Source organism: Christiangramia sp. OXR-203 (genome assembly GCF_034372165.1).
GTDB lineage: Bacteria > Bacteroidota > Bacteroidia > Flavobacteriales > Flavobacteriaceae > Christiangramia.
Genome location: NZ_CP139698.1, coordinates 2,332,022 through 2,352,884, shown reverse-complemented (window position 1 = coordinate 2,352,884; position 20,863 = coordinate 2,332,022). Strand labels below are relative to the sequence as shown.

The following is a 20,863-nucleotide window of genomic DNA, read 5'->3' as shown; positions in this document are numbered from 1 at the left end:
TAAACAATCTATAGTGCATAAATACCGATAGTTTTATCAAAATTATAGTTTAGATCTGACTTTTTATCTATTCTCCTAAATGAATTGAAAAGAATAGTTTTTGCGGCATTAGATCATTTGTTAATTGGTGTTCCTCAACACTATGAACCTAAGCACTTAAAAATTTTGGTTGGGACTGAGTACTAAACTGCATTCAGAAGAGGAATTATTGGGGCGATTTTGATGTCGGATTTGTTGCGTTAAGTTATTAAACTTGATGTTTTTTATAATTTTCTATTTACCACAAAATTAACAGCGACTCCAATATTCAATCAAAACTAGCTTGCCTTTTTTAAACTGAAATAAATAACCGTCACCTTGCATTTTATCCAGGTTGGGAATAAATATATAAATTGATTGATCGGATGAATATTTATCATCAAATTTTCCAAATATTTCTTGTAGCTTTTCTATTGTTGTTTCTTTATCCAAGTCAACGCCACCATAATTTAAAGTATATATATCGCTATTGAATTTGAATTCATCTAAAATATAATCACTTTCTCTATTTCCGGTAAAGACGATGTCTTTATAAACCATTGATTCAAATTCTTTCATTTGTTCTGCTGATGAAAGAAAGCCACATTCATAATCTGGATTTGTTATTTCTATAGGTTCTCCAAATTTTTCCAGAATTAAACTTTTCGAAGAACAAATACTTTGACCATTAACCTCTAACTTTTCAAAATCAATATCCTGCGCTAGCATTGGTTCAGCAAAGATCAGCAGTAAAAATAAAATGGTTGAGAGCTTCATACTATTTAAAATTTGAATTTTCAATGTGCTTTTTGTCTCCGGTTGAGGAAGCAGTATTATTTATTAGTCAATTTCACCATTTTTTTCTCGTTTCTAAGACACACTGGTTCTCCTTTTTATTAATAATTCTATTTTTTAGGTGACTGACATATTCTCAATACGATAAGTTATACATTTAATTCTAATTTGGTCTTTCAGGAATGTAAACGAAATCAATTTCGATATTATCTTTATATCGAACTACTATAGAGCATAATACAGAAACATTTTTTCCATCATCAATAGCTGGTTTCATAACGGGCAGTTTCCTAAGCACTCTTAAAATTTCAGCTTGAATGTTTAATTCTGTATCTCTCACCTTTATGCCGGTTAGATTTCCGTTTTCTGTGATTATAAAAAAGGATTCAACCTCCTTTGGTTCTGAAAGACTTAAATCCTTCAATAAATCTGAGTTGAATTCATCCTTAACAAATTCCGCTACTTTTTCTTTGAAGCATTCTCTTGTTTCTTTTTCTGATAGATCTTCACAACCATTATAAACTGGAGCAATTTCTACATCTTTCAATATAATACTATCGTCAGAAGTATAGATTGCCATACCATCATTTTGCGAAACTATGCTGCATAAACTTAATAAAGCCTGTTCCTCTTTTGCCGAAACATTTCCTTGTGCCATCACTTGTTCCTGAACAGCATTGATTTTCGTTATTAAATCACCTTCTGTGTTTTTCGAAGAATCAGATCTTTCCTTACATGAAACGCATAATAGGCCTATAGAGAGCATTACAATTACTATCATACTATGTGATTTTTTACTCCTTTTATTTATCAAAATGTATCTCATGAGTTGGATTTTTCGGCTTGTTGCAACAGTTTGTGTAGGAGCAATAGCGTATTTCTAGACGTTACTTCTGGTAAAACAATATACTTGAATTTAGACAAAAACGGTTCGAGTTTTCACTCAAACTGTTAATGTTCATGTACCGTGTTGGCAGTAGTTTTATATGGAATTTTATTTTCTAAGTGTAATAATAAATTTCTCTCAGCAGTTTGCTTGCGGTGGTTTTAGATACTTCTTTCACATCTAAAATTAACTTTCCTGCAAAAAACTTTAGCGGTAGTTTTATCTGTTTTCAATTAAGGCCCTTTTTAAATCACCCTTCTCTTTAGATAATAAATAGAGTAAATATGGTGCTAATACAATAATCCCTAGAATCATTGCTACTATCGCAATTACAATTGAATTAAGTGAGAACTTGTCTCTCCAAGCAATCCATAATGCTGATAGTATTAAATAACATCGAAAGTCTAAGGCGAATTGACCCATCCAAGTCATTGAAGTAGCAATTCTTGTGCTTTTGCCAGCAAATTGGCACCACCATTTTGGATTGCAATAACTGTATAAATTAATAAACCAAGTGTGTGGATTATTAACAGACCTTTTAAAAAGTAGTATTTATTTTTTTGTTCCGTTGTAACTTTAATTTTGAGTGATTATTTGTCTTTAGCTGACGCCCATATTGGTCCAATTGCCAATAGAAGGACTATGATATTTAAAAATGCATTTAAATTATTATCTGAAGCGATTGGACCCGTATTATCCAAAGCAAGCCAGGAGAGTGAACCAATAAGGACACTACGTCATACAAATTCAGGAGCTTTCTCATAAATGAACCCACATTAATAAGCACCATATCATTACTCCCCAACCGAATAAGAAACCTGCTGTGAATGCAGATATAAATCTTGTTGTAGGTTCGGTATAAACTAGAACACCGTCTATTGGCCAACTTAAAAAGTCTGAGGTCGATCGGGCTGCTTCAGAAATACTGAACCTGGATCCTAAGAAAAATATCGGACCAAAAAAGCCCATCACAAAGGCGGTTGCTTTTAAATTACTTATGGAATTTTTGTGTTCTGCAAAACGGAATTTGCATATCTGACCTGTTTGATTAGATCAAATTTAAGGTCTCATCCGTGATTTGAAGAAAAAAGTTTTCTATACTGAGCAACATTACCATTTGGCCAGATGGTTATTATCATTTAAATCAATTACTTTTTTCCATATTGGCACAAACCCAGATAAAGAAATCTCATTCGTTTTAATAAAGCAGGTTTGAGAATCTGAATTATCTTTATAAATTCCTAACTGGCGATTGAAAAGCAAATCAAGTTTATGGTCCAAAATTATTTGTGTTAATTCGGCCTAATTCTGAGCATTTGATTCTTTCTCGCTCATTACTTTAGCTTGTGTCATATGAAAGTTCAAAAGCGTTCAGTAAAAACCTCCATGTCAGAAAAGAAATGGTAGACTGAGGATTAATTCTTACCAACTGATTTTGCAAGTTTCTCGATTCGTAATGTTTGAGGACCTTCAACAGCAAAAGTCTGGTATCCTGCTTCTACCCATCTTTGCTCTTTATTCATTTAGTGTTATTAATAATCGCCAACGGTCTCGCGATTCCATTGTGTGCCATAGTATTAAGGTAAGCAAATAAAATCGAATAGAAAGTCGACGAGGACTTGTGTAAGTAGCTATAGTTAGCAATGAATTATTCACATTGCTGGCAACTGGCTTTATTCAATTTCTATTGTTTCTCCATCATTCGGAATTCTTGCTTTTGCCAATAGGCCATGTCTTTTAAACTCATTTGCTAATTGCGTTCTTGTAGTCGGACAATGATTAACAGCTTCCAAATGATTTGCAATTACAATACCAGATGAGTTTTTGGTGAATGTAATAATATCATCCATTGTCATTAGCAATGGTTTAAAAATATCGAGTTGAGCAGTTCCACAGGCGACTACGTTGATATCGGGCTTAAATTGTTTTAAAACTTTATCAACATTTTCTGTGTAAATGGTGTCGGCACTTAAATAAATAGTTTTCTCATTCGGTAATTGAATAAAGAAACCCATAACGTTACCCATTGGTTTTGCAACAAAACCGTAACCGTGTCTTGCTGGGATACCCTCAATAGTTCCTCCTAAAAAATCAGATTCTTTCCAATAATCAACAGTTTCTACTACATTCAGACCTCGTTTTCTTAATATCTGTTCATCCTTAATACTACAGGTAATGGGGATGTTATTTGATATTAAGAATTTTTCTGCCTTTTTGTCTAAATGGTCTGGATGTAAATGTGTAATGATACAATGTGTTGTTTTATTCACTATATCCATCGCATTGTTTGGTAAATCAAGAATTGGGTTTCTTTTAGGTTTAAATCTGAAAAGTGTAAAAGGCGGTCCGGCAGTTCCCTTTTCTCCTAGCATTGGATCAACTAAAATAAATTGTTCTTTAGCCTCTATGACCATTGTGGCATTTCGCAAGTGACGTATTTTCATAATCTTGTTTTAAGATTTAAAATTATCATGAGATGATATGCTTTTCATTGATTTGAATCAAGAAATACGCTTACGGATTCGGCTTAAAGTTTCAGGTGTAATATTTAAGTACGAAGCAATATGATACTGTGGAATTTTATCAAGCCAATTTGGTCTGTAAATGAAAAGTTCATTGTACAGTACCTCTGGACTTTTGGTTATTCTATTATATTCAAAAAGTTCTTTGTTTCTTAGCAATCGTTGAAATGATAAATCTATGAAGGATTTTCCACAGTCGTACTCATTCAGTAATTTTCTAAAGGAACTTTTGTCGATTGCAAGAAGCTCAACATCACGTAAAGCCTCTTGATATTTTTTCGTTTTAGAATCGGCATTAAAAGAAGTTAAATCGGTAATAAACTGAGGCTCTGTATAGAAGTTAATGTTAACCTCTTTATCTGAGGTTGCATAATATTCTCTTATGACACCTTTATTCAAAAATCGCAATTTTTTTTCTTCTGTTCCAGCTTTAAGAAGTTGCGTTCCTCTTTTTACTTTTTCTAATTTAAATAACGAAAGTAATTTGCGTAATCCATCTTTATTCAACGGATATTCGGTTTCGAAGAATGACGATATTTCTTTTAGGTCGATGTTCATTTAGCTTGTTGCCAACGATCGGGGCTATTGCAAGTTGCTCCAGTAAGAACGCGGTTTGTCGGTTTAATTGCTTTTATGATTGAATTCTAAAATACAATTTTCTACTTACGCTACCAATCATTGGCGATTAACCGTCTTAAGTTTAATTTTTCTAAATTTTGATAGTTAAATTGGATAGAACCAAAGAAAGTAATTAAATATAGAAACCGTTAGAATTTGGGTTTCAGTTAATAATGATAGTCCTCTCTCTTTATAACTTTAATAACGCCCGAGTTCTATGAAACCTGGCTCTTGTTTTAAAGTCAACGAAAACCAAAGTAGCTGTTCTTTCCAAAAATCTGTTATGTATAAAATGAAACATTTTTACGGAGTAGATATTAGCAAATCTTTCTTTGATGTAGTTGATCAGAATGGCAACCATGATCAGTTAAAAATGGTTTAAAAGGTTTTTTATGACTACCGGTTACTAGCATTACCGGCTGGCTCAGCACCTCTATGAGAATGGAATAAAAGTATCGGTTATGAATCCACTTTCAGTAATGCCTTTTATTTTAATGAAGCTTTCCAAGGTTAAGACTGATAAGAGCGATGCTAAAGCGATCTGTGAGTATGCTCAGGCGAACGAAGTACCATTGTATACAGCTAGAAATGCCGTAAGGGCGCAAAGTTTGCAACTCTTGAGTCTTCAGAATCTTTACCTGTAACAGTATATTGCCGTCAAGAATAAAACATATGAGGAGAAAACCTAGGGACCCACTTCGAAAACCGTCAGTAGCTCTCTGAACCGAATGCTACAATTAGAGAAGGAGTTAACCCAGATTGAAACCAAACTGGAATCTCTAGTGGAAGAAACACAGAATCATCAATTGGAACAGTTGACTAGTATACCATACCTGGAATGGTAAAGAAGACCGCGATACTGTTGATTGTACTTACCGATGGATTTACCAGTTTTGAGAATACCAGGCAGCTTTGTCTTTAGAGTTGGCGAACGGCAACGATCAGACAATCTGGAACTAGTGTAACAGGAAGAAATAAATTCAGTAAGTGGGGAATCGGAAACTTCGAAATTTATTATTTACGTGTAGCAGCACTACTTGTAGAACCAAGCTTGCAAGGAGCTCTATGAGAGTATAGTAGAGAAGGGGAAGAATAAGAAGCTAGCACTTCTTGCCGTATGTAATAAATTGCTTAGACAGGCATATGCAATCGCTTAATCAGGAACCTATTTCCAGGAAACTTATATGTCGAAATTAGCTTGAAAGTACTTGGGTTTTACCTTAGCTATTTGTTGTGATGCGTATGTTAATCGATTTTCTTTCCTACTATTTCGTAAGGTTTTTTAGCCGTTCCATAAAGAATCATTTTATCATTAGAAACTTCTTTTATTGGAATTATTGTTTCTCTTTTCCCAAATTGAAAAATTGAAATGAAATAAGTTGAATCAATTTTATCAAGACGAATCTTTGTCAATTCATCCTTTTCCATCATCTTCATAACCTGAGGACTTCCTAATTCCTTATTAAATACAAGTTTGAATTTTTCATCATTCCAATTAAACTTAAATGATAAGTTTTGTATCTCTTTAGCGGATAATTTTGTCTTAGTTTCTTTTAATCTAACATATTCTGTGATGATCAAAGAATCTTTTTCGCTTACTTTTCCCTCACTTTTTATTATAATTCTATCATCATTAATAAACTCCACGAAATCAGTCTGATTTTGATTTATAATGATATTGTTATGTTCGATTTTTATTGGAATTGAAGATTGTAGTTCATCAAATGAAAAGTATTTCAACGAATTCGAATTTATTTCTAAGATTAAATTTTCTGGAATGGTATAAGTGTCACCTTCTTTAGTCATCAACCATTTTCCATCCAATTCTTGTGCAGAAATTGAGAAGACAATTAAGTAAAAAATTATTAAAGTTAGATTTTTCATATATGCGTGCTAAAGGTTTCGATTATCGCCAGATGGCGGAGTAGGGGACGTGGATTTGTCGGCTTAGTATTTTGTTGTTGGTCAAGTTAATTATGTTCTCACTAACTGTGCCGCTTATTGGCGATGAACCGTCTTAAGTTTAATTTCTCTAAATTTTAATAGTTAAATTAGAAAGAACCAAAGAGAGGAATAAGATTATATGAACCGTGGGAACTTCAGATTCCGTCAACAATGATAATCCCCTCTCTTTACTACTTTAATTTCGTTTAGTTCTGTGAGACCTGGATCTCGTTTTAAAGTCGATGAAAACTAAAGTAGCTGTTCTTTCCAATCAATCTATTATGGATAAAATTAAACATTTTTACGGAGTAGACATTAGTAAATCTTTCTTTGATGTAGTTGATCAAGGTGGAAAGCACAATCAGTTCTCCAATGATCTAAAAGGCTTTAAAAGCTTCCTTAAAGCTATTCAAAAAGATAGCCTGATAGTAATGGAAGCAACGGGTTACTACCATTACAGGTTAGCTCAGTATCTCTATGAGAAAGGTATCACGGTGTCGGTTGTAAACCCACTTTCAGTAAAGCGTTTTATTCAAATGAAGCTCTCTAAAGTCAAGACTGATAAGAGTGATGCCAAAGCAATCTGTGAGTATGCCCAGGCTACTGAGGTTCCTTTGTACACAGCAAGAAATGCAGTACAGGCCGAATGTTTGCAACTCTTGAGTCTTCAGGATCTTTACCTGAAACAGCGTACTGCCGTCAAGAATAAAATACATGGAGAGAAAGCATTAGGAATACCTTCGAAAACAGTCAGTCGTTCTTTAAATCGAATGCTGAAGCAATTAGAGAAAGAACTAACCCAGATTGAAACCAAGCTGGAGTCATTGGTAAAAGAAACACAGAAAGATCAGCTGGAGCAGTTAACCAGCATTCCTGGTATGGGGAAGAAGACCGCGATGCTATTGATTGTACTTACCGATGGATTCACCAGTTTTGAGAATGCGAGGCAACTTTGTTGTTATAGTGGGCTAACGCCAACAATCAGACAGTCCGGGACCAGTGTAAGAGGAAGAAGTAGAATCAGTAAAGTAGGAAATCGAAAACTTCGGAACTTACTATTCATGTGTAGCTTCACTGCCTGTAGAACCAATAGGGCATGCAGGAAACTCTATGAGCGTATAGTAGAGAAGGGGAAAAGCAAGAAGCTAGCATTGATAGCAGTATGTAATAAACTACTAAAGCAAGCATTTGCAATCGCTAAATCAGGAACCTATTACCAGGAAAATTATATGTCGAAATTAGCTTAGAAGTACTTGGATTTTACCTTAGTTCTTTGTTAGCTGCTGATATGGTTAACGATAAGCTAATTTAGAACCAAATTTTAAAGAACAAATGAATTTCTGAAAAAAAAGAATTATACTTAAAAAGAAAATTTTAAACTTACCAGAAGTTGCGAAGGCCTAAGTCTATAGGTACTCTGAATATATGAGAACTCCGAATTAGAAACTCTCACAAATTCATTGGTATTTAAAACATTATTCCAACTGGCTCTTAAATCAAAAGCCGGTTTTTTGAAGGTGTATTGATAATTTAAATTCAGGAAATAGTTATTACGATTTCTGTTTGAAATACTATTGTAATAATATTCAGAATTTGCACTTAAATATTGCTGCTCACTTAAATAAAAGAAGTAATCTACGGAATGTGATTGAGTTCTTATTGGTGCAGTCTCTCTACTTTCTATAATAGTGTATAAATAACCTAAATCAGCATTATAAGTAGTGCTTAACCAATCTGTAATTTCAGATTCCAATTTCGCATTAAAATTCAAATTTTGATTTTGTATGTCTGCAAAACGCTCATTTAACAATTGTTCCCGTTCAATGCTTGAAAAGGTAGAGCTTAAACTTAAAGTAGTATTGAGTTTGCTAAAATATTTACTGCCCCTAAGACTTAAATTATGTGAATTGGAATAATTTTCCTTTACCAACGCTTCAAAAATGGTCGCTCCATTTTGATTTATACGGTTGCTATATAAAAGGTTGTTTTTTGTTTGCGAAAATTTATAAGAACTACTGGCAAAAATGGAATTAATAGGATTACGGTAGGAAATTCGCCAGCTATAATTTTGTTGAAAATTCTCTGTTATTAGTGTATTGTACCGCTGTAAATTCCGGTAGTCGGTCAGGATAAATCCGTAGTATAAATTAGTAACATCGCCAAAATTATTCTTAAGATTTGCGGATACGCTAGCTTCCCAAAATGCTGAAAACTCTTTTTTAATATATAAATCAGGTTCAAAAGTGAAGCGGTTTAAGTTTTGCTCTTTATCTAAAACAATATCTTCAATATTAAAAATGCGATAATTGAAAGGTGTTTGAAGGCGTATATTCCAGCTATTTTTCTTATAGGTAAACTTGTTTGTTAAATAAATATTTGAAGAAAAGAAATTGAGATCATTACGATAATTTCCTTTGAGGGTATCAGTTTCATTATAGTCAATTAGAATTAATTGACTATCCAATTTTTCACTTTGTATTGCGAAACCAATCTCAGGTGCAATAGTAATATCTTTTAATCCTTTGGTAAAGCCTGCGGAGTTTTCGGTAAAAAAGGTGGAAGATTTTAAAATCTGATTTGTTTCTGTATAAGGTTGCTCTTCATTCAATAATTCTTTGAATTGACCAGGATCTACATTTAAAGTTTGTGAGGATTCTGTATAGCCTGTATTAGATGCAAAGGTCATTAATTGTTTTCCGAATGGTTTAAGAAGTTTTAATTTATTTCTAAATGCCGAGAATGGGTTGTTGAGTGATTGCGAAATATGGTCATCTTGGGTACGAATATCACCAAACTGTGAATCCCAAAAGCCATTTATTTCCAAAGTGTTTTTCAGGTAATTATCATCTGTGTTCTTTTCCAAAATGAATTTGGACTGTAAATTTTCGATATAAAAATTATTATTAACTCTTTCGGAAATAGAAATGGTATCATTCTGTGTAAAGAAAAGGGTTTGAGTATTTCCCATTTGTTGTTGGCTATCGTTCAAATAGGAAACATTTACCTTTAGGTCAATATCTTTTTTAAGCCGAATCAAATAATTAGCTGATCCTAAATGTACATTATTGTCCAGCCAGCGTTCCTGGGAAAAAGATGGTGCTGCAATTTTACGGATTGAAAGCCAATCCCTTTTGTTGATATTAAATTCCTGTCTTCCAATATCTTCAAAGGAAAAGTCCCTGATCTCGCGAGATACATCGTTGCCCGTGTTGTTGCTCTGGTAAGAAAAAATTGCTTGTTGTTTTTTGGTAAAAACCATCGGGGTAATATTTGCTTTCCAAAGAATGGGTGAAAGACCGCTGCCAAATTCAGCACTGCCGGTTAAGGTCACGTTTTTTTTAAGTTTTATATTTAAAGAAGCCCTTTCGGAAAATTCCAGACTGTCCAATAGCTTTATGGGTTGGTGGTTTTCCAGTATTTGAACCTGCGATACATCATCTGCCGAGAGGTTATTGTTGGCGAGGTTATACCGTCCTTCCAATAGATCGAGGCCTTCTATATAATATTTTTGGATAGGTTCGCCTTGGTAGTAGATCTGACCGGAACTGCGTATTTCTATTCCAGGCATTTTTTTTAGCACATCGGCTATCACGCGGTCTTTTTGATCTTTAAAAGCTGAAACGGAATAACTAAGGGTGTCTCCTCTTATTTCGATTATATTCGATTCTATATGCACCTCCTTCAATTCTTCTGATGATTCTGTAAGGCGCACTGTAAGATGTTGAGTTTTATTTTGAAGTTTGCTATTCCAATTTTTGAAACCCAAGTGTGCAACCTTAATAAAAAAGAATTCTGAATCAGCCTTTACATCTATTTGAAATTTACCATGATTATCTGAAATTCCATAAGCAACTATATTTGCAGTTGAATCTTGGCTTATAGTAATGGTTGCCCCGCTCAAACGTTGCTTGTCCTTATCAGTAATTTCGCCGGTAATAACTGTTTGCGAAAAACTTTTACTGAAGATAAATACCAACAAAAAGAGAAAACAGCATTTTATCTTCATTTACTTTATTCAAGTTCGATAGGATTATTTTGATTTTTCAATCTTGCCCTTTGATTTCTATCATATTTATCCAAACCTTCTTTTGGGATGTGTATACCGGGATTGTTCAATATTAGGGATGGCTTTTCCTTTATTTTTTTTCGAAACAAATCTAAATTAGCATCTGAAATTCTGGTGTAATCTTGATCCGCAACATTTACGGACACTTTAATTTTCTCTATACCTTTGGCTGTAAAATGATAGTGATTTTTTGAATCATAAACTTCAAGGATCATTCCAGGCAGACCGTTAAACTTATAAGGACCTTCCGGAACCGGTAGGTTAGGGGCAAACCATGCTTCATAATCCCTGCCCTTAAAGTGTGTACGTGCTAAAGTAGTTTCATATCCCATTATATTTTTTTTACTGTTCTCAATTTTCCAAACTAACTGGGGTAATTTATTCTCTGTTTTATATTTAAATGTAGTAAAATCATATAAACAGATTAATTCATCATTTTTCCGATCCTTATATATTTTATATCTAAATTTCGATTTTTGAATCCCAAATAATGCCCTAGGATTTTTAGAGCTTAATATAGAATCTTTTAGGTGCGTAGTTTGACTTCTGAATACAGAAACCTTATCGTCCACATCTAAGTACATATATTCTGTATCTACAGAAGATTGATCTAAAGAATCAATTTGAAATGACAGTTCATAAGTTATCCGTAATGGATTATTGCTTTGTTGAGAAAATAAGAGTATTGGTAAAAAGAAAAACAGATGAGAAATAAATTTTTTCATATAGTTTTAAGTTCTATGGGATTTTCTTCTTTTAATTTTTTCTTATGCTCTTTGAGCATTTCCGTTTTTTTTGAATTATCAGAAAAATTAATTTTTATACCCGTTTGTTCCATCTTTTTAAATGGATTTTCTTCGTACTCTTTTAAAACCTTCAAGAAGACCTCTTTTTCGGTTTTAACTGTGTTTGAACTGTTATAAAAAGGAATCGGATCTTTAATCTTTTTTAGATTGATCAATTTGAAATGATATTCTTCTTCACTGTCAGATATTTCGAGGATTAGACCGGGCAATCCACCAAATTTATAAGGACCTGAGCTAACTGGAATTTCCGATGTAAACCAAGCAGAATATTCACGTCCAGCATACTCTGTTTTTGCTTTTTTACAGACATAACCAGCTATAGTTTTATTTTCATTGCGAATTTCCCATTTTAGTTCGGGATTTTCCTCATAACTGAAATTGTCTTTTAGCACTTTTTGTTTATAAACTATATTGGATTTACTAAGTTCGTTCACGATGACATAGTCAAATTCGGTTTGGGGAAGATTTCTTAGTACACTTGAAAAACCAGAATTTGTATTTTTTTTATTTCTCAGTAATGAATCTTTTTTATGTTTTCCTAAACTCAAAAATTTAGTATAATCTGAACCAATAAGTAACAACATATCTTCCTGTTTTTGGAAATTATCCACTTTACTTGGTTGATACGTTAATCTATAAATAGCCTTATAATTTGTTGAATTACCGTTCTGAGCATTTACAACATTTTGGAAGCTTAAAAATAATAGTATTATTAAGCAAAAATGAATTTTTATTTTTAACGTCATATCAAAAAATTTTAAATTATAAAAAACAGGGCTGGAATTTCAGCCCTGTTGCATTCAATTACTCACACCAATAAGCTTCTGCAAACTCAATGTGATCTATTAGCATTTCCATTGAAGTAACGTATACACATCCTGAAACTCCACAGGATAATGTTACATTTACACAATCATCCACTTCTTCTAGTGAATTATCTCCAGCGAATGTAGATGCAGTTCCCAAAACAAGTGCGAGCGTTAAAAATAAATTTTTCATAATAAAAATTTCAAGATTATAAATATTTTTTTGTTGTCTGCGAAGAATGCTACATTTGCAGCATATTCCTCTGGTTGGTAGAATAACATGTTACATAGGCAGGTTATTTAAGAGATTAATAATTAAGCAATATTAAGAACTCCCCAATCAGGGGTTTTTTACTATTATGAAATAAGATCAATTAGAAATTAATGGATTCGAAGTAGGGTAAGAATCACATATTTAATTATACAAAAAAATCTAATTTAATTATTTTTTCACTTTAAACTTTTGTTTTTAACATAGAAAGGAGAAATAATGTAGAAAATTCAATAAATCATTCATAAATTTATTGTTATGGAATGATGAATTTGATCCATATTTGCAGCTAACGGTCTCGTATATCGACAAGTGGCGCGGAATTATGAATGCGGATTTGTCGGCTTTACGGTTTTGTTTATTATGGAATCTAATTTAGTTCTTTTCTAATAAACCCGCCATTTGCGATATACGTTGTTAGCTCCAGTTAATTTTTGAGTACTCAACATATTCTTCTTTTGAAATGTAAATTTCCGAGAATTTGAGAATTTTACTTTTATCCAAATCTTTCAAAAAATCTGATCTCCAATTCGAAATATCCTCTCTTAAATGATCAATTTCTAAACCTAGAAAATTTTCAATTTCAGTTTTTGAAACTTCACACTTGTATAAGAATTTAGTTTCTTCATTTCTTTTAGCCGGAATTATAATTCGAACCTTTTCCATTTGTGGAAAATCTCTAAATGCTCTTACAACACTCTCAAGTAATTTCTTAAAAGCAAAGTATTCTCTGTTAGCAAATCCTTCCTTAAAAACAATGAGACGTTTTTTATAGTTCGACTTATCTTGATCGAAATAACCAGAATTTTGTTTATTCCGTTTTAGAAATTCTGATTTTGATAATTGAAGTCCAAGAATATTCTTATTAAAAAAATAATCTACAGTTAAAGTTAATTCTCCGATATCATTAAAGTTCAAAATATCTAATTTTAGATTAGAATTCTTAACTCTTTTTTTAGCCGCTTTAGAATAACCTTTATTAGTAATCATTATTCCAAAATTTGCATTTACATCTTGCATCATTTCGATAAAGCTTTCCACAACTTTAAGATCAATTTTTTTACTGAAGTATTTACAATCAATAATGCCTAAAACTTTATTTCCTGCTATATTTCCTCTGAGAGCAATATCAATTTGTCTTTCAGTTTTGCTGTATATTCCAAAAATTTGATCGTCAAATTCTATTCTGCTTTCAGGATAATTTTCAACTAAAACTTGATGTAGTTTTTCTTCATATATTCTCCACATTCTCTAAAAATTTATTGGAGCTAACGGTTACGGTTCGTATGTTAGATTTCTCGAGGTAATTTAGCTAAAAATAGGAATTAATAATTAAACCAATGGAAGGGATAGGGAGGTTACGGTTGATACATTTCTATAATGATATCGTGCGATAGAAATTCCACCCTTACATTTTTCTCTGAGAACTTGAACAGTACCTGGATCCTTTAGTAGAGATCGTATCAAAGACGAGCAAAAGTGATAGAGAATAAGGTTTATAATCAAACAATTATGGAGGGCCATATTTTAAAAGTAACCTTGGGAGTAGATGTGTCAAAAGAGAATTTGGCTGTATGCCTTTGCCGTCTAACGGTTGACCTGGCAAAAGAGTTTGAAGATTCCTTTGAAGTAGGTAATGATCTTCCCGGATTTAAAAAATTAATACGTTGGCTTGATAAAGAAGTAGTTTCTAGAGAGGACCTCTGGATAGTTATGGAATCTACTGGGATCTATCATGAAGCCTTTGTTTATTACCTCTATGAAGCTGGTTTTAAGGTGAGCGTGATGCAATCTGGTCGTGTTAAGCGTTATGCCCAGAGTTTGGATCAAAGATCGAAGACCGACGCTTTAGATAGTCGCATGCTGGCTATGCTTGGATGTGAACGAGCATTACCACTCTGGACACCTCCAAATCCTGTTTTGAGAGAATTGAAAGGTTTGAGTCGTGAACGCTCCTTTCTTCTAAAGGAGAAACAAATAGAGCAGAACAGGCTTCATGCGACTGAACATGCTGCCTATACAAACAAAAGAGAGCTAAAGAGGTATCAACAGCGCTTAAAATTGATCGCTAAACAATTGGAGGAGATTGAGAAAGAGATGAAGGTATTGATCAGTGAAACCAGTGATCTAAAGCGTAGAATTAAACACCTGGAAAGTATTCCAGGAATCTCCTTTGTATCGGCAGCTACGGTAGTGGGTGAAACCTTAGGCTTCACTGGTTTTAACAATGCCAAACAACTTACCAGTTATGCTGGTTTTGATGTAGTGCTGAAAGAATCAGGTGCTTATAAGGGCAAGACCAGGATCAGTAAGAAAGGAAATAAAAATATACGTAGGGCACTTTATATGCCGGCAATGACCGCTGTCCGATGTAATCCGACATTGAAGAAGTTTTATGAGCGCGTGAAACCTACTAAGGCTAAACCTATGATTGCTCTGGTGGCAGTGGAGCGAAAATTATTAATACTAATGTACAGCATATGGAAGAATGAAAAAGATTACGACCCAAAATATGAACAAAAAAAGACAGCAAGAACCGAAGTCCTTGCTGCACAGGATAGAAGCAATTTAGCATTGACTTCTTCCTAAAATTTTAATCAAAAATACTTGTTTTATAACACAGTACCTATCGCAAGTTGCGGGAGTAGGGACGCGGACTTGTCGGCTTAACCATTATTTCTTGGTTTCTAAAATTACACTTTTTTGACAGAACCCGTTATTTGCGATTAACCGATGTTGGGCGTAGTTAATTTTACCTATCAACTATTATGTGATTTCTTTCACTCCAATCTTCATTACCCTGCAATTCTCCTTTTTTAAAGATTAATTTGATTGGGTCACTTAATCCATAAAAGATCGAGTTGTGAAAATCTTGATGAACTAAATCGGTTTTACTTGGAAAAGATTTATATAGTATCTTATTGTATTCTGGTTGCAAATGTTTGATCAATGCTTTTTCAGCATCTAAAGAAATTGTTTTATCAGATGGCAACATATAATTGGTCAAATATTCTGTTATTTCTTCTGGAGTTGAATCAACTCCCCATTTAACCATTGTATTGTTATCCTTTACTCTAAATAACATAATCATGATTTCATTTGAGGGAATATTCTTAAAAGATAAAGATGTTTGATTGATTAAAATTTCCTGAAATGTAGAGTGACCTGTCAGTCTTTTACAAATATTTTGCTCTGTAGATTTTCCGACATATTGAACGTTGTATTCTAATAATTCAGTGTAAGACTTATTGAATTTTGCTTTTATATGTCCTTTCCAAACGTTTTGAAAAAGCTTATCAGGTGTAAATTGTGCGAGTCTTTTGATTTTTCCTGTTACTGGGTTTCTAGATTGAATTGTAAACGCTTGAGTACCTTTAAATGGAGGACCAATTTTCTTCTCTGGAGTACTTTTTCGATTATGCATTCTTAGTTCAACAATTTCTCCTCGCTTAGCCGAAATGTTCTTTTGCGAAACAGGTAGAATACATCTTATAATATTTGGACTATCCTCTTGTTCAATATCAAAACTTAATTCTAATTCTCTTTCCCAAAAAAAGAAATTACTAAAAGTCACTTCCTTCCTTTGTGCAATGATATAGATATGACTATCAAAGACATTAGAATGAAATTCTTTATCGTTTATAAACTTTGAAAAATGAAATGCACTTAAAGGAGCATAGCCTAGTTCTAAATCATTAATTAGTAAACCTTGATTCATTTTTTGATTAATTACGCCCAACGGTCTCGGTTATCGCCAGTTGGCGGAGAAAGGGACGCGGAGTTGTCGGCTTGGTATTGGTTTGTTGATCAAGTTAATTGTTTTCTTTCTAACGCTGCCGCTTATTGGCGATTAACCGTTGTTACTTGCAGTTATTTAGTTAATAAAGAGCTAGGTATATATCCTGTTTTTCCTTTATAATACACTTCCCACCAATCACCAAAAAAAGAATTAATTACTTTTACATTTGAATTGGCAGGAATAACTACTTGAATTGCAGACGATGTGCTTTTGTGCTCTCTCAGATTTGCATTTCTAGTGGTAGTATAAGTTGGCTTATCATCGTAAAAGCTGTTTGACCAACTTGAATTGTGATTATTTGTTGTACTTCGGTCAGAATTAAAGGATAATAAATTGCTATTTAAATAACCAGTCTTTCCATTATAAGATACTTCCCACCAGTCACCAAAAAAAGAATTGATTACTTTTACATTTGAATTAGCAGGAATAACTACTTGAATTGCAGACGATGTGCTTTTGTGCTCTCTCAAATTTGCATTTCCAGTGGTAGTATAAGTTGGCTTATCATCGTAAAAGCTATTCGACCAACTTGAATTGCGATTATTTGTTGTACTTGGGTCAGAATTAAAGGATAATAAATTGCTATTTAAATAACCAGTCTTTCCATTATAAGATACTTCCCACCAGTCACCAAAAAAAGAATTGATGACTTTTACATTTGAATTGGCAGGAATAACTACTTGAATTGCAGACGACGTGCTTTTGTGCTCTCTCAGATATGCATTTCTAGTGGTAGTATAAGTTGGCTTATCATCGTAAAAGCTATTTGACCAACCTGAATTGTGATTATTAGTTGTATTTGAGTCAGAATTAAAGGATAATAAATTGCTGTTTAAATAACCAGTCTTTCCATTATAAGATACTTCCCACCAGTCACCAAAAAAAGAATTGATCACTTTTACATTTGAATTAGCAGGGATAACTACTTGAATTGCAGACGATGTGCTTTTACGCTCCATCAAGTTTGCATTATTAGTGGTAGTATATATCGGTTTTTCTTCATAGTAGCTGCTAGACCAGTTCGAAGTACTGGTATAGTTATATATTTGATATGATGAATTAGATGAATATGAGCTATTAGTTGAATTAGTAGATGTATTCGGACTAGAATCAGGAATTATATAACCTGGTTCACCAGTGTACGGATTAGTATTACCTCTGGTTGTAAAATTATCCCTGTTTGTCGAATTCGGAGCTGTTTTATAATGAGGTTTTACATACGTTCCATCACTGCGATAATAGCCTTTAACTTTTACGTGGTTCGAATTTGTTTGTGTATAACCAAATGTCTGTAAACACAAAGAAAATATTATAAGTAGGATAGGTAAAATTCTTGACTTCATATATTTTTTTAAATAATTGCAAGTAACGGTCTCGGTTATCGCCAGTTGGCGGAGTAGGGGATGCGGATTTATCGGCTTAGTATTGTGTTGTTGGTCAAGTTAATTATTTTCTTTCTAACTCTGCCGCTTATTGGCGATTAACCGTCTTAAGTTTAATTTCTCTAAATTTTAATAGTTAAATTAGAAAGAACCAAAGAGAGGAATAAGATTATATGAACCGTGGGAACTTCAGATTCCGTCAACAATGATAATCCCCTCTCTTTACTACTTTAATTTCGTTTAGTTCTGTGAGACCTGGATCTCGTTTTAAAGTCGATGAAAACTAAAGTAGCTGTTCTTTCCAATCAATCTATTATGGATAAAATTAAACATTTTTACGGAGTAGACATTAGTAAATCTTTCTTTGATGTAGTTGATCAAGGTGGAAAGCACAATCAGTTCTCCAATGATCTAAAAGGCTTTAAAAGCTTCCTTAAAGCTATTCAAAAAGATAGCCTGATAGTAATGGAAGCAACGGGTTACTACCATTACAGGTTAGCTCAGTATCTCTATGAGAAAGGTATCACGGTGTCGGTTGTAAACCCACTTTCAGTAAAGCGTTTTATTCAAATGAAGCTCTCTAAAGTCAAGACTGATAAGAGTGATGCCAAAGCAATCTGTGAGTATGCCCAGGCTACTGAGGTTCCTTTGTACACAGCAAGAAATGCAGTACAGGCCGAATGTTTGCAACTCTTGAGTCTTCAGGATCTTTACCTGAAACAGCGTACTGCCGTCAAGAATAAAATACATGGAGAGAAAGCATTAGGAATACCTTCGAAAACAGTCAGTCGTTCTTTAAATCGAATGCTGAAGCAATTAGAGAAAGAACTAACCCAGATTGAAACCAAGCTGGAGTCATTGGTAAAAGAAACACAGAAAGATCAGCTGGAGCAGTTAACCAGCATTCCTGGTATGGGGAAGAAGACCGCGATGCTATTGATTGTACTTACCGATGGATTCACCAGTTTTGAGAATGCGAGGCAACTTTGTTGTTATAGTGGGCTAACGCCAACAATCAGACAGTCCGGGACCAGTGTAAGAGGAAGAAGTAGAATCAGTAAAGTAGGAAATCGAAAACTTCGGAACTTACTATTCATGTGTAGCTTCACTGCCTGTAGAACCAATAGGGCATGCAGGAAACTCTATGAGCGTATAGTAGAGAAGGGGAAAAGCAAGAAGCTAGCATTGATAGCAGTATGTAATAAACTACTAAAGCAAGCATTTGCAATCGCTAAATCAGGAACCTATTACCAGGAAAATTATATGTCGAAATTAGCTTAGAAGTACTTGGATTTTACCTTAGTTCTTTGTTGTGTGTAGTTTTTTATCTCGATTAAGTTTTTATTCTAAAGTTCCTCTATTCCTTTTTTTAGATAAGTAATCTGTGTTTTTGGAAATATAAATTATAAAGAATGGAATAATAGTAAACATTTTCTATAACATAGTTTTCAGAATTCATTCTATCCTATCAAATTTTTCTGTAGTATATTTTAGTTGAGAATTTTTGCATAATTGCAAAATATCATCAAAGTTCTTTTTATTTATTTTACATATCATTTTTTCACAAAATAACTTCTCCTAATCCTTTAAATTTATTTTTAATCATAAGTGATATTTTGTTCAATCAAATACCAGTTATTTCCTAATTCAATTGGACTTTTCGAATAATCTACAAACTGCTCATAGCCTAAAAGTTCAGTTTTTCCATTTAATATCTTTATCAAATAATATTTATCATCGCTATCAATAAAATTGCCATTGCTATTGTTTGTGCATTGAAATTTGAATACTATTCCCTTCTCCTGATAAAGTGTTATTGCACTTAATTCGGATTTATTTATAGCTTTTTTTAGGACTGGAAATTCGCTTGTTCTATTCTTTAAAGCTGAAAATGAAATTTTATCTAATTCAGTTTTATTTTTTAGGATAAAGTTATTTACTTCTTCTAATTCTTCCGTATAACTTTTAATTTTCATGATTTGAAAATCCATAAAAGGAACGGTCAAAATCAATAGGATGATTATTACTATAATAAAGTATTTAAAATTTCTACTTTCCATAAAAATTACACACAACGGTCTCGGTTATCGCCAGTTGGCGGAGTAGGGAACGCGGGTTTGTCGGCTTAGTATTGGTTTGTTGGTCAAGTTAATTATTTTCGTACTAACGGTGCCGCTTATTGGCGATTAACCGTTGTTACAAACTGGAACGAAAACCAAATGCTCATTAAAGATCTAAAATTTCAGATATCAGATTTTTATATTCTTGAACATTTCTATTGTACTTTTTCTGTAGTTTGCTCCATAAGAATATGCCAATTGCTATTAAGGCTGCCGCAAATGAATATATAGCAATATTTGTATTATTATTCGCTATTAGGGCTATTATAAAACCAGAGCCCAAAACCAAATGTGTAAATATCACTAATTTCCATAAAAAATGTTGTTTGAAAGTGATTTCTACTTTCGTTGCATTTTTAGTTTCTGTTCCACCTAATCTGCCATTAACGATTATGTTATTATGATAAATTATGTACCAGGCGTACTGCAGTCGTTTGCGAATTTTAAATGATATTAAATTCTTTTTATCATTTTTAATATTGAACACAAATCCGTTGAACGACTCAAGTGAAGAATCTAATTTTTCACTTATCATGCTAGGAGTACTCTCCATTCTAAATTCCCAAGTTTTCATAATAGCATTTTTAAATTTTTAGCTTCACTTAATTTCAACGTGAAATTAATTATTTCTGTCAGATTTAACTCCTACTTGAAAAAATATGTGATGTTCGATCTGTAGTTAATGGAGTTTTAATATAGTTGGATATCATTTTTACTTCTATTCCTAAAACTCTCAGTCGTTCTTGTTTGTAACGGTCCCGGCTATCGCAAGTTGCGGGAGTAAAGACGCGGATTTGTCGGCTTAGTTATTTTAATAATTGGTCTCTAAA

General features: G+C 33.1%; 18 protein-coding genes. 4 read left to right on the top strand and 14 right to left on the bottom strand.

Annotated features, from left to right (window positions below):
- Positions 1 to 288: 288 nt before the first annotated feature.
- The 4 genes from T8I65_RS10890 to T8I65_RS10875 all read right to left on the bottom strand — a co-directional run bounded on the left by T8I65_RS10890 (position 289) and on the right by T8I65_RS10875 (position 4,728).
- Positions 289 to 795: a hypothetical protein gene (locus T8I65_RS10890; RefSeq protein ID WP_322300633.1), complete on the bottom strand. Its 507-nt coding sequence runs from the start codon at positions 793 to 795 to the stop codon at positions 289 to 291.
- 181 nt (positions 796 to 976) lie between these two features.
- Positions 977 to 1,594: a hypothetical protein gene (locus T8I65_RS10885; RefSeq protein WP_322300632.1), complete on the bottom strand. Its 618-nt coding sequence runs from the start codon at positions 1,592 to 1,594 to the stop codon at positions 977 to 979.
- Between the two features lie 1,778 nt (positions 1,595 to 3,372).
- Entirely contained in the window at positions 3,373 to 4,143 is a 771-nt protein-coding gene (locus T8I65_RS10880) for an MBL fold metallo-hydrolase (protein WP_322300631.1), read from the bottom strand.
- Positions 4,144 to 4,200: 57 nt separating this feature from the next.
- Positions 4,201 to 4,728 carry a Crp/Fnr family transcriptional regulator gene (locus tag T8I65_RS10875; RefSeq protein WP_322300630.1) on the bottom strand — a complete coding sequence of 176 codons (528 nt, stop codon included), beginning with the start codon at positions 4,726 to 4,728 and terminating at the stop codon, positions 4,201 to 4,203.
- A gap of 572 nt (positions 4,729 to 5,300) precedes the next feature.
- Here T8I65_RS10875 and T8I65_RS10870 point away from each other — a divergent pair.
- Complete coding sequence (locus tag T8I65_RS10870) at positions 5,301 to 5,483, top strand: hypothetical protein (RefSeq protein WP_322300629.1); 183 nt, start codon at positions 5,301 to 5,303, stop codon at positions 5,481 to 5,483.
- 601 nt (positions 5,484 to 6,084) lie between these two features.
- Here the strand turns inward: T8I65_RS10870 and T8I65_RS10865 are convergent.
- Complete coding sequence (locus T8I65_RS10865) at positions 6,085 to 6,723, bottom strand: hypothetical protein (protein WP_322300628.1); 639 nt, start codon at positions 6,721 to 6,723, stop codon at positions 6,085 to 6,087.
- A gap of 341 nt (positions 6,724 to 7,064) precedes the next feature.
- Between T8I65_RS10865 and T8I65_RS10860 the strand changes: the two genes are divergently transcribed.
- Positions 7,065 to 8,030 (top strand): IS110 family transposase, encoded by a 966-nt coding sequence (locus T8I65_RS10860; protein ID WP_322300619.1) that lies wholly within the window; start codon positions 7,065 to 7,067, stop codon positions 8,028 to 8,030.
- Between the two features lie 113 nt (positions 8,031 to 8,143).
- On the opposite strand, the gene T8I65_RS10855 is transcribed toward T8I65_RS10860, so the two are convergent.
- From T8I65_RS10855 to T8I65_RS10835, 5 genes are all read right to left on the bottom strand, one after another.
- On the bottom strand, positions 8,144 to 10,762 hold the full coding sequence (locus T8I65_RS10855; RefSeq protein WP_322300627.1) for a carboxypeptidase-like regulatory domain-containing protein: 2,619 nt from the start codon (positions 10,760 to 10,762) through the stop codon (positions 8,144 to 8,146).
- Between the two features lie 32 nt (positions 10,763 to 10,794).
- Entirely contained in the window at positions 10,795 to 11,574 is a 780-nt protein-coding gene (locus T8I65_RS10850) for a GLPGLI family protein (RefSeq protein WP_322300626.1), read from the bottom strand.
- Complete coding sequence (locus tag T8I65_RS10845) at positions 11,571 to 12,401, bottom strand: GLPGLI family protein (RefSeq protein ID WP_322300625.1); 831 nt, start codon at positions 12,399 to 12,401, stop codon at positions 11,571 to 11,573. Before T8I65_RS10845 ends, T8I65_RS10850 begins: the two co-directional genes overlap by 4 nt.
- Positions 12,402 to 12,459: 58 nt before the next feature.
- Entirely contained in the window at positions 12,460 to 12,654 is a 195-nt protein-coding gene (locus tag T8I65_RS10840) for a hypothetical protein (protein WP_322300624.1), read from the bottom strand.
- A 495-nt stretch (positions 12,655 to 13,149) separates the two neighbouring features.
- Positions 13,150 to 13,980 carry a restriction endonuclease gene (locus T8I65_RS10835; RefSeq protein WP_322300623.1) on the bottom strand — a complete coding sequence of 277 codons (831 nt, stop codon included), beginning with the start codon at positions 13,978 to 13,980 and terminating at the stop codon, positions 13,150 to 13,152.
- Positions 13,981 to 14,211: 231 nt separating this feature from the next.
- Between T8I65_RS10835 and T8I65_RS10830 the strand changes: the two genes are divergently transcribed.
- Positions 14,212 to 15,321, top strand: a complete 1,110-nt coding sequence (locus tag T8I65_RS10830; RefSeq protein WP_322300622.1) for an IS110 family transposase — start codon at positions 14,212 to 14,214, stop codon at positions 15,319 to 15,321.
- Positions 15,322 to 15,484: 163 nt separating this feature from the next.
- Here the strand turns inward: T8I65_RS10830 and T8I65_RS10825 are convergent, their stop codons facing one another.
- Complete coding sequence (locus T8I65_RS10825) at positions 15,485 to 16,450, bottom strand: hypothetical protein (protein WP_322300621.1); 966 nt, start codon at positions 16,448 to 16,450, stop codon at positions 15,485 to 15,487.
- A 152-nt stretch (positions 16,451 to 16,602) separates the two neighbouring features.
- The gene (locus tag T8I65_RS10820; protein WP_322300620.1) at positions 16,603 to 17,874 is read right to left on the bottom strand and encodes an SH3 domain-containing protein; all 1,272 of its coding nucleotides are present in this window, start codon (positions 17,872 to 17,874) and stop codon (positions 16,603 to 16,605) included.
- Between the two features lie 354 nt (positions 17,875 to 18,228).
- On the opposite strand from T8I65_RS10820, the gene T8I65_RS10815 reads away from it, so the two are divergent.
- Positions 18,229 to 19,194 (top strand): IS110 family transposase, encoded by a 966-nt coding sequence (locus T8I65_RS10815; protein ID WP_322300619.1) that lies wholly within the window; start codon positions 18,229 to 18,231, stop codon positions 19,192 to 19,194.
- A 317-nt stretch (positions 19,195 to 19,511) separates the two neighbouring features.
- On the opposite strand, the gene T8I65_RS10810 is transcribed toward T8I65_RS10815, so the two are convergent.
- Together T8I65_RS10810 and T8I65_RS10805 are read right to left on the bottom strand one after the other, a co-directional pair.
- Positions 19,512 to 19,889: a hypothetical protein gene (locus tag T8I65_RS10810; RefSeq protein WP_322300618.1), complete on the bottom strand. Its 378-nt coding sequence runs from the start codon at positions 19,887 to 19,889 to the stop codon at positions 19,512 to 19,514.
- Positions 19,890 to 20,139: 250 nt separating this feature from the next.
- Positions 20,140 to 20,607 (bottom strand): DUF423 domain-containing protein, encoded by a 468-nt coding sequence (locus tag T8I65_RS10805; protein WP_322300617.1) that lies wholly within the window; start codon positions 20,605 to 20,607, stop codon positions 20,140 to 20,142.
- Positions 20,608 to 20,863: the final 256 nt, after the last annotated feature.